At 63.1% G+C, this 13,497-nt stretch carries 15 protein-coding genes and 1 tRNA gene; 5 read left to right on the forward strand and 11 right to left on the reverse strand.

The features are described from left to right. The 9 genes from MU553_RS02225 to MU553_RS02265 are packed head-to-tail and all read right to left on the reverse strand — an operon-like array spanning window position 1 to window position 7,912. A complete protein-coding gene (locus MU553_RS02225; protein ID WP_247374478.1) occupies window positions 1–1,707 on the reverse strand; it encodes a Na(+)/H(+) antiporter subunit D in 1,707 nt (568 codons plus the stop codon). Further along, window positions 1,707–3,419, reverse strand: coding sequence for a cation:proton antiporter (locus tag MU553_RS02230; RefSeq protein WP_247374481.1), 1,713 nt, complete (start codon window positions 3,417–3,419; stop codon window positions 1,707–1,709). The genes MU553_RS02225 and MU553_RS02230 overlap by 1 nt, the downstream gene beginning before the upstream one ends. Further along, on the reverse strand, window positions 3,416–4,927 hold the full coding sequence (locus MU553_RS02235) for a monovalent cation/H+ antiporter subunit D family protein (RefSeq protein ID WP_247374485.1): 1,512 nt from the start codon (window positions 4,925–4,927) through the stop codon (window positions 3,416–3,418). Before MU553_RS02235 ends, MU553_RS02230 begins: the two co-directional genes overlap by 4 nt. Then, the gene (locus MU553_RS02240; protein ID WP_247374488.1) at window positions 4,920–5,276 is read right to left on the reverse strand and encodes a cation:proton antiporter subunit C; all 357 of its coding nucleotides are present in this window, start codon (window positions 5,274–5,276) and stop codon (window positions 4,920–4,922) included. The genes MU553_RS02235 and MU553_RS02240 overlap by 8 nt, the downstream gene beginning before the upstream one ends. Beyond that, window positions 5,273–5,764: an MnhB domain-containing protein gene (locus MU553_RS02245; protein WP_247374524.1), complete on the reverse strand. Its 492-nt coding sequence runs from the start codon at window positions 5,762–5,764 to the stop codon at window positions 5,273–5,275. Before MU553_RS02245 ends, MU553_RS02240 begins: the two co-directional genes overlap by 4 nt. Then, window positions 5,761–6,297 (reverse strand): DUF4040 domain-containing protein, encoded by a 537-nt coding sequence (locus MU553_RS02250; RefSeq protein ID WP_247374527.1) that lies wholly within the window; start codon window positions 6,295–6,297, stop codon window positions 5,761–5,763. Before MU553_RS02250 ends, MU553_RS02245 begins: the two co-directional genes overlap by 4 nt. Further along, on the reverse strand, window positions 6,294–6,617 hold the full coding sequence (mnhG, locus tag MU553_RS02255) for a monovalent cation/H(+) antiporter subunit G (RefSeq protein ID WP_247374529.1): 324 nt from the start codon (window positions 6,615–6,617) through the stop codon (window positions 6,294–6,296). The genes MU553_RS02250 and mnhG overlap by 4 nt, the downstream gene beginning before the upstream one ends. Further along, window positions 6,618–6,893, reverse strand: coding sequence for a cation:proton antiporter (locus MU553_RS02260; protein WP_247374549.1), 276 nt, complete (start codon window positions 6,891–6,893; stop codon window positions 6,618–6,620). Then, complete coding sequence (locus MU553_RS02265; protein ID WP_247374551.1) at window positions 6,890–7,912, reverse strand: monovalent cation/H+ antiporter subunit E; 1,023 nt, start codon at window positions 7,910–7,912, stop codon at window positions 6,890–6,892. The genes MU553_RS02260 and MU553_RS02265 overlap by 4 nt, the downstream gene beginning before the upstream one ends. Before the next feature lie 456 nt (window positions 7,913–8,368). Between MU553_RS02265 and MU553_RS02270 the strand changes: the two genes are divergently transcribed. The 5 genes from MU553_RS02270 (at window position 8,369) to hpt (ending at window position 12,618) form a co-directional block, all read left to right on the forward strand. Continuing rightward, a complete protein-coding gene (locus MU553_RS02270) occupies window positions 8,369–8,905 on the forward strand; it encodes a type IV pilin domain-containing protein (protein ID WP_345893345.1) in 537 nt (178 codons plus the stop codon). A 149-nt stretch (window positions 8,906–9,054) separates the two neighbouring features. Continuing rightward, window positions 9,055–9,576, forward strand: coding sequence for a type IV pilin domain-containing protein (locus tag MU553_RS02275; protein WP_247374554.1), 522 nt, complete (start codon window positions 9,055–9,057; stop codon window positions 9,574–9,576). Window positions 9,577–9,675: 99 nt separating this feature from the next. Continuing rightward, window positions 9,676–10,170 carry a hypothetical protein gene (locus MU553_RS02280; protein WP_247374557.1) on the forward strand — a complete coding sequence of 165 codons (495 nt, stop codon included), beginning with the start codon at window positions 9,676–9,678 and terminating at the stop codon, window positions 10,168–10,170. Beyond that, on the forward strand, window positions 10,167–12,011 hold the full coding sequence (locus MU553_RS02285) for a hypothetical protein (RefSeq protein WP_247374561.1): 1,845 nt from the start codon (window positions 10,167–10,169) through the stop codon (window positions 12,009–12,011). The genes MU553_RS02280 and MU553_RS02285 overlap by 4 nt, the downstream gene beginning before the upstream one ends. A 37-nt stretch (window positions 12,012–12,048) precedes the next feature. Further along, on the forward strand, window positions 12,049–12,618 hold the full coding sequence (hpt, locus tag MU553_RS02290) for a hypoxanthine/guanine phosphoribosyltransferase (RefSeq protein ID WP_247374564.1): 570 nt from the start codon (window positions 12,049–12,051) through the stop codon (window positions 12,616–12,618). A 282-nt stretch (window positions 12,619–12,900) separates the two neighbouring features. Here the strand turns inward: hpt and MU553_RS02295 are convergent. Both MU553_RS02295 and MU553_RS02300 read right to left on the reverse strand, forming a co-directional pair. Beyond that, a tRNA-Met gene (locus MU553_RS02295) sits at window positions 12,901–12,975 on the reverse strand. A gap of 53 nt (window positions 12,976–13,028) precedes the next feature. After that, window positions 13,029–13,496: a GtrA family protein gene (locus MU553_RS02300; protein WP_247374567.1), complete on the reverse strand. Its 468-nt coding sequence runs from the start codon at window positions 13,494–13,496 to the stop codon at window positions 13,029–13,031. Between the last annotated feature and the right edge of the window lies 1 nt (window position 13,497).

Consider the following 13,497-nt stretch of genomic DNA (forward strand, 5'->3'; position numbering starts at 1 on the left):
TTACAGCACCAGCACGAGCGCGAGGGTGAGTGCGACGACGACCAGCAGGATGCTGGTACCGAAGCCGGCTCGGATGTCGACGCGGTCGGACCCGCGGAGTCGGCCGGCGACTTCGTCCGGGTGTTCGACCGCGTGCACGGTCTGCTGTGCGAGTCCGACCACCGCTCGATCGACGGCAGCGTACAGTTCAGTGACGCCGACGACGAACCCGCGGGTGCCGTAGAAGACGCTGGGGTTGTACAGGCGGTCGAGGTCGGGCGCCAGCCCGATCTTGTGAAGCGGCGTTTTCAGCACGACGAACCCGACGATCCCGGCTGCGGCCAGGATGAAGCCTTCTGCGAGGTGGCTCGGCGTGAACGCGGTGTAGCTGAACGACCCGGGCAGGAGCGCGTACAGTGCCGGCGGGTAGAGCCCGTAGACGACACAGAGCGCCGCCACTGCAATCATCGCCGCGCTCTGGCCGACGTTGGCGTCCTTGACCATCCCGTCGTACTCGCCCTCGATGAAGACGTAGTAGCCCAGTTTGATGAACGAGAGGAACGTCCCGACGCCACCGGCCAGCAGCAGGTACCAGAGCACGTCCAGGTGCTTGTGGTGGGCAGCGACGATGACCATCCCCTTCGAGACGAAGCCGTTGAAGCCGGGGAAGCCCGCGATCGACAGCGCGGCGACGAAGAAGGTGATCGCGGTGATGGGCATCTTCCGAGCGAGGCCGCCGAGGTCGTCTAAGTCTTCCTTCCCAGTGCGGTAGATGACGACGCCGACGGTCATGAACAGCAGACTCTTGTAGAGGATGTGGTTGAACACGTGGCCGAACGCGCCGGCGGTCGCCAGCGCACCGCCGAGGCCGACGCCCGCGATCATGTACCCGACCTGGGACTGGATGTGATACGAGAGCAGCCGACGCATGTCGCTCTGGAGGAGCGCCATGCTCGCGCCGAAGACGGCCATCAGGCCGCCCATGTACGCGATGGCGATCTCGCCGTTCGGGAACGCGCGGTACATCCCGTAGACGCCGGTCTTCGTGGTGAAGACGCAGAGGTAGACGCTCGCCGCGAAGTGGGGGGCCGGATAGGTGTCGGGCAGCCAGGTGTGCAGGCCGACGAACCCGACGTTGACGCCGATGCCAACGGCTGCCAGCAGCGGGGCGACGGCCCCGGTCAGGCCGTCCGGCGACGCTGTGAAGAGGAACGACCCGACCTCGACGTAGTGCCAGACGATGGCGCCGAGCAGGAGCGTCCCACCGATGCCGTGGTAGATGGCGTACCGGAAGCCCGAGCGGACCGCCCGCCCGCCGTAGTACCAGACCAGCGCCGTGCTCGTGACGGCCATCAGCTCCCAGAAGAAGATCAGGGTGAGCCAGTCACCGCCGAAGACGGCTCCCAGACTGGTGCCGACGTAGCCCAGCGCGAAGGCCGTCTGGGGCGCGTCGGCCTCGCTGGCCCAGGAGTACAGCACCGCGACGGCACCGATGAACCCGAAGATCAGCCCCATCAGCCTGGAGAACGGGTCGACGTTGAACAGGATCGCGTCGAACCCGAACAGTTGCGCCGGCAGGAAGGCTCCCTCGGGGACGAGCCAGACGTACGGAACGACGGCGGCCGTCGCCAAGAGCCCCAGCGCGTGCCCGAGTTTGCGCCCGACGAACGGGAGCAAGACTGCTGCGAGCAAGACGGGCACGAACGGCGGAACAACGGGATCGACCATCAGACGGTCACCCCCGTCACGCCCGCGACGATGAGACGGACGATTCGCAGGAACACGGCCGCGTCGGGTGCGATTCCAAGCGCGATCGAGCCGGCGGCGGCGAACAGGATCGGCGCGAGCATGAACCACGTCGACTCGTCACCGCGCCAGCTCCGGTGTTCCCAGTCGAGCCTGTGGTCTGGCCCGTTTTCGTGGTGGAGTTGCTCGGCGGTTTCGATGTCGTCCTGGAGGCCCTGGCCCTCGTGGTCGGCCGCGTAGCCGTGGTCGTCTTTGTGTGGCTCGTCGCCGCCCTCGTCCGGCTTTCGACCGCCGTCGGTGGCGGCTTCCCGGGCGACCCGGCCGCCGAACACGCCGGAGACCAGCGGTTTCTGATCGGACTCGATCGGCGACTCGAAGAAGGCCGTGTAGACGACCGGCCAGAAGTACGCGATGTTCAGGATGCCCGAGAGCAGGAGCGCGCCGGCGAACACCGCCTGACCGGCGGAGATCGATCCGATGAGCAGGAAGTACTTGCTGACGAACCCGGCCGCCAGCGGGATCCCGGCCATCCCCATGGAGGCGACGGCAAAGGCGCTCATCGTCAGCGGCATTCGATGGCCGATGCCCGCCATGTTGCTGATGTCGTCGGTGTGGGTCTCGACGTGGAGCGCCCCTGCACAGAAGAACAGCGTGAGCTTCATGAACGCGTGAGCGGGGATGTGGAGCAGTCCGCCGACGAGCGAATACGGGGTGAGCACGGCGAGTCCGAGGACGATGTACGAGAGCTGGCTCACCGTCGAGAACGCCAGCCGGCGCTTCAAGTTGTCCTGTCGGAGCGCGATGACGCTGGCCACGGTGAGGGTGAACGCCGCGAGCGCAGCGAGCGGCAGCCCCATCCCCAGGTCACCGACCAGATCCGGACCGAACACGTCGAGGATAAGCCGGGCAATGCCGAACACGCCGGACTTGACGACGGCCACGGCGTGGAGCAGGCCCGAGACGGGCGTCGGCGCGACCATCGCGTCCGGGAGCCAGGAGTGCATCGGCATCAGCGCGGCCTTGACGCCGAACCCGCTCGCAAGCAGTGCGAACGCAACGCGGGCCAGCACGGGATCGGCGGTCGCGAGTTGCGCGATGCCGCCCGGCGTGAATGCGGTCGTGCCCGTCAGCCAGAACACGAGCACGGTGCCAGCGAACACCGCGACGCCGCCGCTGAACGTGTACGCGAGGTACTTCCGACCGGCCGCACGGGCCTCCTGCGTCTCGTCGTGTGCGACCAACGGGTAGGTCGCGACCGTCAGCAGCTCGTAGAACACGAAGATGACGATGAGGTTGCCTGCGAACGCGACGCCCACCGCCGAGGCGACGCTCGCCGCGAACGCCGCGAAGTAGCGCGTCTGATCGTGCTCGTCCAGTCCTCGCATGTACCCGATGGAGTAGAACGTCGTCACGAGCCAGAGGAGGCTAGCGAGCAACCCGAACAGGATGCCGAGCGGGTCGGCCCGGAGCGCGAACCGAATGCCGGGCAGAAACGTCCCGAAGTCGGTCACGTAGACGTTGCCGGCGAGCACGCCCGGCACCATGCTGGCGACGATACCGAGGTTGGTCACTGCCGCCAGCACCGACCAGGCCTCCCTGACGTTGGGTCGGTTCCCGGTCGCCAGGATGGGCACGATTGCGAGCGCCGACACGAGCACGGCCGCGATGGGGCGAATGGATGCGATGTCAGTCATGAGAGGAGTAGGTTCAGCGTCGGTTCGAGCAGTCGTCCGTACTCTACCACTGCGAGCCCCAGCGTCGCCGCGAGGACGGCCGCGACGAGCACTGCCAGGTACATCCCCGCCGTGACGCGGCCGCCGTCGGCCAGGACGGTGTCGCTGGTCGGCGACCCGGCGTCAGCCTCCGCGGCCGCCTCGTCCGACAGGGGCGTCGCCTCCCGGAAGTACATCCGCTCGATCAGGCGGACGAAGTACGCCAGGGTCAACAGCGTCGAGAGGAGGATGACCACCGCCAGCGGCCACACCTCCGCCTCGACGGCCCCGAGCGCGATGTACCACTTGCCGGCGAAGCCGACCATCGGCGGGACGCCGACCATCGCCAGCGAGAGCACCGCGAACGCCCCGGCTGCGACCGGCATCCGATCGCTGAGGCCCTCGTAGGCGGCGACGGTCCGTGCGCCCGTTCCCGTGGCGACGAGTCCCGCCGTGAGGAACAGGCCGCCCTTCATGATGGCGTGCCCGACGAGGTGGACGGCGGCGCCGATGAGCGCCGTCTCGTTGGTCACCGAGAGCGCCGCGAGCACGAGCCCGAACTGCGACACCGACGAGTACGCGAGCATCCGTTTGATCTCGGTCTGTGCGACCGCGAGCGCGCTGCCGGCGACGATGCTGACTATCGCGCCGGCGATCATGAGATCGCGGGCCAGCGGGTTCGCCGCCAGGAACTCCACCGTGAAGACGTCGAGCGTGATCCGCGCGAGCGCGTATGCAGCGACCGTCGAAACCAGTGCGGCGATGAGCGCGCTGACGCTGTCCGGCGAGCCGGCGTAGGCTTCCGGCTGCCAGGTGTGCAGCGGGAAGACGGCGACCTTGATGAACAGGCCGACGACGATGAACGCGAAGGCCGTCTGGACCAGCGTCGAGGTGTAGCCGACCGCTGCCAGTCCCGTCGAGAGATCGGCCATGTTGAGCGTCCCCGTCCCGATGTAGGCGTACCCGACGCCGAGCAGGAACAGCGACGCCCCGACGGTCCCGACGATGAGGTACTTCAGTGCCGCGACCGCCGACCGGCCCGACTCTCCGCTGGCGACCACTGCATAGGCCGCGAGCCCCGTGATTTCGAGGAAGACGTACATGTTGAACACGTCCCCGGTGATGCTCATGCCGGTGAGACCGGCGACCAGGAGCGCGTACATCGTGTAGAACGCGTTCGAGCGCGGGCCAGCAGCGTGCGCGTAGGCCAGCACGCCGAGTGCGACTGCGGCGATCAGCACGATCATCGACGCGGAGAGGCCGTCGATGACGAGTTCGATGCCGTACGTGTCCTCGAATCCACCGACCACGTACTGGATTCGGCCAGCGGTAAACACGCGGTACGCCAGCAGCCCTGCCAGTCCAGCCTGGCCGGCCATCCCGACGACGGCGACCGGCCAGCCAGACTCAGAGCGCACGAGGCCGGCCAGGAACGCGACGACGGCCGTCAGGATCGGCAACGCGATCAGGAAGGGGGCAAGATCACTCATCGGCACGCACCTCCTCCAGCACGTCCGTTTCGAGCGTCCCGTACTCCCCGTAGATGCGGACGATGAGGCCGAGCGCGACGGCGGTCAGGCTCACACCGACGACGATAGCGGTGAGAATGAGCACGTGCGGGAGCGGACTGACGTACGGTCCCTCGCCGTGGATGACCGGGTTTTTCGCCCCGTCGATGTAGGCAGAGGCGATGAAAAACAGGAAGATCCCCGTCTGGAAGACGTTCATGCCGATGACTTTCTTGACGAGGTTCTTGCTAGCGATCATGATGTAGGTGCCGATACCCAGCAGGAGGAAGGTCGCGAGATAGTAGCTCCGTGAAGCGATGATGTCGATCATAGCAGTCCCTCCGAGTCCTCGGATTCGGCCTCTGGCGCCCGAGAGACGCCGGCCGCGATGGCGAAGAACAGGCCGACGACGACGCCCGAGACGATGACGCCGATAGCGATTTCGAAGAGTTCGATCCCGTACTTGCTCGCGTGATGGATGGGGTACGCGTGGTAGTCGAGGAACCGGCCGCCGAGCGCGACTGATCCCATCGCGATGAGCAAGATTACGCTCACGCCGATCCCCATGACCGCGACAATGGTCGCCGGGTCGACCCAGTCACGCGTCGGCTCGATCCCGAACGCGATAGCGACCATGAGGATGACCGTGCTGACGATGACGCCGCCCTGGAAGCCACCGCCGGCCGAGTCCGCACCGTGGAACATGATGAACAGGCCGAACGTGAGCACGAACGGCGCGACGACGCGTACCGTCGCCATGATGATCGGGCTCTCGACGTAGAGGCGCTCTGCGGCCTCGGTCTCGTCTGCGTCACTCATGCGAACTCCTCCTTTTGCAGCACGACCAGCAGGCCGACACCAGCGGCAAAGACCACCACGGCTTCACCGAGCGTGTCGAAGCCACGGTACGCAGCCAACACCGCCGTCACGGCGTTCTCGACGCCGGTCTCGTCGTAGGCATTGCCGAGGTAGTACTCGGTGACTTCCGACGTGGCGACCGGCGTCTCGGCCGATCCGACGGGCGGGAGTGCACCGAGCGTCGATGCGAGCACCCCGACCAGCAGGACCGCGACGAGGAGCCCTCGCCAGTCGATCGGTTCGATAATTCGCTCTCCAGGCGGTCTGACCGTCTTCGTGATCGTCAGCAGGAAGAGGACGGTCGTCACTCCCGCACCGACGGCCGCCTCCGTCAGTCCCACGTCGGGCGCGCGGAGGAACACCCAGATTATCGAGATGCCCAGGCTGTACGCGGCAAAGGCGATGATCGCTCCGAGCACGTCGCGAAGCACCGCAGTCGCGAGGGCGCTCGCGAGCACGAGTGCCAACATCACGAGGACCAGCGTATTGCTCACGACTGGTCACCTCCGCCATCGCTCGTCCAGGGCTCGATTCCTTGCTCGGTGGCTGCCCGGGCGATAGCGTGGGCGGCCGTGGGGTTCGTGATGAACAGGAACACCAGGAGCAGGACCGTTTTGACCGTCGGCAGTCCCGCGTCGAACACGATAGCGACGGCCGCCAACGTGAGTCCCGCACCGAGCGTGTCCGTCTTCGACGCCGCATGAGCGCGCGTGTAGAGGTCAGGCAACCGAAGTAGGCCGATCGCCGCGACGAGCCCGAAGAAGGCGCCGCCTGCGAGCAGTACCACGACCGTTCCGTCTGTGATCGACACCATCTACATGACACCTCCGCGTTCGACGGTGAACTTCGAGATGGCGATGCTCATCAGGAAGTTCAACAGCGCGTACACGAGCGCGATGTCCAGGACGCCGGGGTCGTCGGTCGCGGCGCCGAGGAGCGCGATGATGACGACCGTGTTCGTCCCGACGACGTTGACCGCGATGACGCGGTCCTGCATCGTGGGCCCCCGGAAGATCCGGTAGATGATGACGAGCGAGAAGCCGACGAACACCCCGACGGTCGCGAACAGCGCGTCGGTGACCAGCGTCACGACTCGTCACCCCCGGCCTCGCCTCGCTCTTTGGGACTCGGGATTCGCGCGGCGACGCGTCCGTAGAAGACGAACCGGACGGCCCGCTCTAGCGAACCGGAGAACAGGTCGTCACGCGCCCCGGGCGTGAGCGTGTGTACGGTGAAGTTCTGTCGGTTGACGTCGACCGTGAGCGTTCCCGGCGTGAGGGTGATACTGTTTGCGAGCGTCGTCACTGGGATGGCAGACCAGACGGCGGCGTCGAACTCGACCATCTCCGGGTCGATGGGGAGCTTGGGATGCAACACGACGTAGGCGATCTGGAAGTTCGCCAGGACGATCTCCCAGAGGAGGTACGGCGCGTAGACGACCATGCGGGCGAGTCGCACGAGCAGTCGGTCGGGCCGCACCGGCCCCGTAAACGAGATGTGCCACAGGACCGTCGCGACGACGAGTCCGGATATCGCGCCGGTCACGAGATCGAAGACGGCGAGCGAGCCCCCGACGAGGAGATAGAAGCCGTACGAGAGCGTGGCGAGGAGGAGAAATTGACCCACCCCCGCTCCGCGGACCAATCGAGGGCGCTTCGTCGGCCGCTCGACGGGCGCCTGGAGTGCCTCGAACCCCGCCTGTTCGAGTTCAGACTGGAGTGGCGGCAACAGCGGCGTCGTTCCCGACGGATTGAACTCGGGATCGAGCACCACTGTCCGGAGGTCCTCTCGATCTGCGTACCGCGTCAAGACGTCTGCGTAATCGCCAGGACTGAAGAGATACACGTCGAGCCCGACGACCGCCGTTTCGATGTCCACGGCACCTTCGTCGTCGCCGATGTCGTCCCGTGCCCAGACTTCGACGCGCTCCAGGAGTTCCTCGGCGTCTGCAGTGTCTTCATCACTGGCCGATTGTCGGGAAAACGGGTAGACGAAGTGAACGACCGGCCGTTGGACGTCTAGTTCGACGGCGTGGCGGACGGCGTACGCGACGGTGTTGCGGAGGGTGACCGACTCGCTTATCGGCACCATCAGTCGCCCGCTCGTCATCCTGTCTCACCCATCGAGACCCGTGACCGAGTGGTCCAAACGAGTGCAGGCCCTCGGAACCTGGCAATATTCACTGTTATCCTTCGCGTTGGAGGCATCCAATCAAAGCCATTTTGCTTTCCATCGGCGCTGGGCCAGCGACCCATCTATAAAAATATTTACTTGTATTGGACAAGTTCACGATCGACTGCCGGATTAGTGATGCAAGTATTACATGTAGCAAACAAGTTTGCAATCGTCCGATGTGCCAACAATTGTACGTGAATCGGCTATCCTGGCGGCGCTGTAACAGGTAAATACGTACTTACCGAAGCAGTAAACAGTGGTTAAAACAGGCCGAGCATTTATATGAGCTTGCTTCCATGTTTCGAGATAAGCACGCCCTCGGGTATCACTTCGAAGCCGGACGGCATCGTCAGGGCTGATGAATCTTGACTCCCCATCCGTGGGCTGTGTGTGATTCCACCCACCCAAACCATGCAACTCAAACAATTACTTTCAGATGACGACGCAGTGAGTCCGGTCATCGGGGTCATCCTGATGGTCGCGATCACGGTCATCCTGGCAGCAGTCATCGCAACGTTCGTGCTCGGTCTCGGTGAGCAAGTGAGTTCGACCGCACCGCAGGCCTCGGTTACTTTCGAGTACAGTAATGAGAACCTGACAGCCACTCACGACGGCGGAGATACGATCAAAGCCGAGGAACTGTTCGTGCGTGGGCAGCTTAACGATCCTGATAACAGTGCAACGACGATAGATAGTGACAGCTCCTGGAAAGAGATTGCCAGTGACAACACAGCAGCGACCATCCCGAGTTCAAACGACGCAACTACGGGCACTGCCAGCACTACGGAAGGCGGAGCATCGGCAGTCGTCGGCGGTGACTACATCAGGTTCCCGCTCGGCAGTGACAGTCAGCTCCGCCTCGTCTACCAGGGCGCGAGCTCCGACAGTTCGGCAACTATCGCATCCTGGGAAGGCCCCGACGCATAAGACACATTTAATTCTATTTTCGACTCTTAATACGGTCTTAACAGCGCCTGTCTTTCGGTTTCTCCATCCGCGCAGATATCAAATTAAATTATAACTAATAGTTGATTTGGCCCAAACAAATAAGTAAAGAAGCAAGTAACCGGGTAACCATGCAGGTGCGCAAACTGTTGAAGGAAGAAGACGCGGTCAGCCCGGTCATCGGGGTCATCCTGATGGTCGCGATTACGGTTATCCTGGCCGCCGTCATCGCATCGTTCGTTCTGGGACTGGGCGGGTCCACGACCAAGACACCGCAGGCGAAATTCACGTGGGACTATAATTCATACAACGGTTGGGCTGGTGGAAATCTTACAGTTACGCATGATGGAGGAGCCACGATCAAAGCAAAAGAGTTGGTGATTCGAGGCCAGGGATTCAATTCCACGGTCGATTCAAGTCTCCCATTTAAAGAAGTAGATATTGTGAATAAAGGTGACAGAACGTGGGCTGACGCTGAAGCAAACCCAACCACAACCACAAGCTCAAAAAAGGGGGGCGACAGCGCCGTCGTCTCCGGTGACTACATGACCGCTTGGGTGAACAACGACTACGATCTACGGCTCGTCTACGAGTCCTCGGAAGGCGACAACTCCGCGACCCTCGCTTCCGACACCGGTCCGAACACCTCGTAATTCCGCGTTACACTGTTTTTTGTGTCCGCTATCGACGAGCGACAGCGCTCCCCAGACCAGCCAGTACATTTATACGATATATCTCCGAGATGTTAGCTGATGGAAATTGCGTCCCAGAGTCCACTCATCGCAGCGACGCTCATCGTCCTCGGGACGCTCGTCGCCTCGCCTGCTGTCGGTCTCGTCGATTTCACTGACAACCGGCAGTCTCAGGGCGAACTCGGAACTGGCAACGTGACTGTTACCGAGGCGTCGCTGCCGTCGTCGGCTGGGTTCGAGAAGGGACAGTACGGCTCCGAGAGTTACTACCTCCGCGTTCCCGCCGCCACAGTCACGTTCGAGCGCGTCACTGGTCGGCCGGTGCTCAACTACAAGCTCGACGTTCCCGGACTCAGCTACAGTCGCCAGTCCGTCTACTTCGTCGACGAGAGCGATTCGGGAGAGCGAGTGACGTTCAAACTGAACAAAGACACGCTGCCGCCCGAGACGTTCACGCGCGAGGAATACACTGGCGAGGTGCGACTGGTCATGAGAGCGAACGGAAGCGCACGGGTGCTCGCGAACCGGACGATCACCGTCGAGGTGAGAGAATGAGCACACAGCGAGTGACGAGATCGAGCACACTGACTGCGCGAGGTAAAGCGTACGGCAAACTGGTCGGTCGAGCGATCTTCGGAGATCGGCGTGGACTCGCGCTCTTTCTCGGTGCGCTCTGTTTTTTCGCTCTCTACTGGCGAATCGGCGTGTTCATCACGGACACGAACGCCATCGGGACTACGCTCGTCAACGTCGCCGACGGTCACCTCTCCATTTCAACGGCCCCGTACGGAAGCGGACTCAATGCACCAGGGACCTACGTCGCGAACGGGAAAGTCTTCGGTCGTGACTACGGGATCGTCTTCCTGGCACTCCCCGTTCTGTGGGCGCTCCGAGCGTCGGCAACAGTGCTGGCACCACAGGTCGTCGTCATCGCACTCTGGAGTCTCCTCCTTCTCAGTTTTGCGGCGACCGTCGGACGGCTACTCGACAGCGACGGGCTCGTCGTCGGCGGGAGTGGGTTCGCGGTCGTCGCGTTCGTGGCGAACGTCAGCGTCGCGACGCCTATCGAACAGTCACTGTTCCCGATCCTGGCGTTGCAGATCGTAACGATGGCCGCGAGTGCATTCACTGCCGTGTTGCTCTATCGCCTCGTTGCCGACCTCACTTCACACCGGCTCGGCCTCATGGCAGGGACAGCGACAGTCATCGGAACCCCAGTTGGGTTTTGGGCCTCACTGCCCAAGCGCCACTCGTTTACCGTTCTCGCCGTCGTCATCGTCATGTCCGGCCTCTATGAGAGTCGAAAGTCGAGCGAGAAGGTCGTGCCGCGTGCACTCGCATACGCTGCCGTCGGATACATGGCTTGGATTCACGCCGCGGAGGCCCTCATACTGGTTCTCCCGCTGGTCGTGATCGACGCCGCTACGGCGCCCTCGAACGACCGTCGGTCCGTCGGTTTCGTCGCTTTCGTGTTCGTCGTCTCCCTGCTTCCCTTCTTCCTGACCAACCTGCTGATCTCCGGGAATCCTGTCAAACCACCGCGAATGCTTCCCTCCTATCAGCCATCAGCGGCAGATTTGGATATGAGTGGCGGGGACAATATTTCCTCAGTTCCCGTCGTGGGAAAGGTGATTACCATCGCGTCGGCGTTCGGATCGCTGCTGTGGGACGGCGTCCTCGTCACGGCATCTGAACCCGTGAGATACTATCGGACGTTCGTCCGAAGTGGGTATCTTCCGGGAGTCGCTCAGAAGGACGGGCTCGAGGCGATCAACCTCACGATTCTCGAGTCCGCGCCGCTCGTTGGCGGGTTGCTCGGACTCCCAATCGCGATCGTAGCGTCGTTCAGGAGCCGAACGACAGGAGTGCGGCGATACCTCCAGTCGCCTGCGGGCGCGACCGACGCGTACGTGCTGGCGTGTTCGACTCTCTTCGTGCTCCTGTACATTCCAAAGCTCCCCCTGCATGCGCAGGTCACTGTCCGCTATCTTCACCCGCTGTTCCCCCTCGCGATCTACGCACTGATCCGCATTCCAGCCGTTCACCGAACGCTCGATGCACACTGGAAACCGGCGCTCTGGACGTTCGCCGGGACCGTGTTCATCGGCAGCCAACTCGTCGTCGCCTATCTCGGTCTCACGAACCCTGGCCTCGGTGAAGCACTCCAGTTCCACGCGCTCCTCGCAATCGCGACCGGCGGATTCCTCGGTAGCTGGACTGTCGCGGGCTCGCTCTCCGGCCGCGTCCCAGACCGGATCGGTGCGGTGACGCTCGGACTCACCAGCGGTCTCGGGACGACTTTCGTCCTCCTGTCCGGGGTGACGTACTTCGACTACGCCGGGGCGTTCGCGTTGCCCGTCGTGGGTTTGGTAAGCGATCTCCTCGCGCTCGTGTGACGCGCATCTTTTTGTGGTCGCAGGTAAAGCGGGCGATATGGACCGATTGCAGGAGTCGCTGCGCGACGCCCCTATCGTCGAGAAAAGCGGCTATCAGTACTTCGTACACCCGATCAGCGACGGCGTTCCGATGCTCCGTCCGGAACTGCTCCGCGAGATCGTCATCAAGATCATCCGCAAAGTAGAGCTCGAAGACGTCGACAAGATCGTCACGCCCGCCGCGATGGGCATCCACATCTCGACCGCCGTCTCACTGATGACCGACATCCCCCTCGTGGTCGTCCGCAAACGCCAATATGGGCTCGACGGCGAGGTCGCCCTCTCGCAGGTCACTGGCTACTCCGAGAGCGAGATGTACATGAACGACGTCTACGAGGGCGACCGCGTCCTCCTGCTCGACGACGTTCTCTCGACCGGCGGCACCCTCAAAGCACTGTGCGGAGCCCTCGAGGAGATCGGCGCCGACATCGTCGACATCGTTACCGTCATCAAGAAAGTCGGCGGCGACAACGCGCTGGAGAATACCAAATACGAACCGAAGACACTCATCAACGTCGACGTCGTCGACGGCGACGTCGTCATCGTCGACGAAACCGGCGACGACTGACGCCACGACTGCCTTTTCGTTTCCACGTTCGAATCCACTCGACTACACTCACGGGATGTGAACCACGTGAACGTCGGTCGCTTCGCTCCCTCGTTCCCAGGTTCAAATCACCGTGACCCGATGTACAGCTCACAGGTGCCGCAGAGACGAGACGCTGCGGCGTGTTGGTCGCTGAAAAGTAGCGGGAGGTGGATTTGAACCACGGTCGTTCCGTGATACTCCACTCCCTGCTTCAACTCCACACAGCGATTTCGTCGCTCATGGTTTGTGAGCGACAGAATATAGCGGGAGGTGGATTTGAACCACCGGTCTGCGGGTTATGAGCCCGCCGGAATCTCCTGGCTATCCCATCCCGCTACTCTTCTGTAACGCCGACCGCCAATTAAGGGTTGTGATTCGGAAGCCGTCTGTTAATTATCCCCGCTGTGGCTCGTGTGCACACGCCACGTCAGCAGGCTCTCGAACACGAAGTTCACGACGAACCCGACGCCGATACCGATCGCGTTCGCAACCGGCACCCACACGCCGAACCAGCCGTTCAGCGCGAGCAACACAGCAGTGGCCACTGCGACCCCGCCGGTCCGGACGAGATTCGAGGTGACGAATCGACGAAGCAACGAGACCAGTTCCGCCTCGCCCCACCGCTGGAAGGTCCAGCGTTCGTTCAGCGCGAACATGACGATGATCGCCGTCTCGGCACTGGCCAACTTGGCACCCAGCGTTGGTACCGTGAATCCGACCGTGAGAAGCGTGATGACGATCGTGTCGACGACGAAGCCGACGACGCCCACGGAGACGAAGCGACCGAACCGCATGCCTGACGCGATCGCGCGCAGACGGGCACGAATGATTCCGAGCAGTCGGTAGTCGTCACTCATA

It is taken from the genome of Halorientalis brevis (assembly GCF_023077655.1).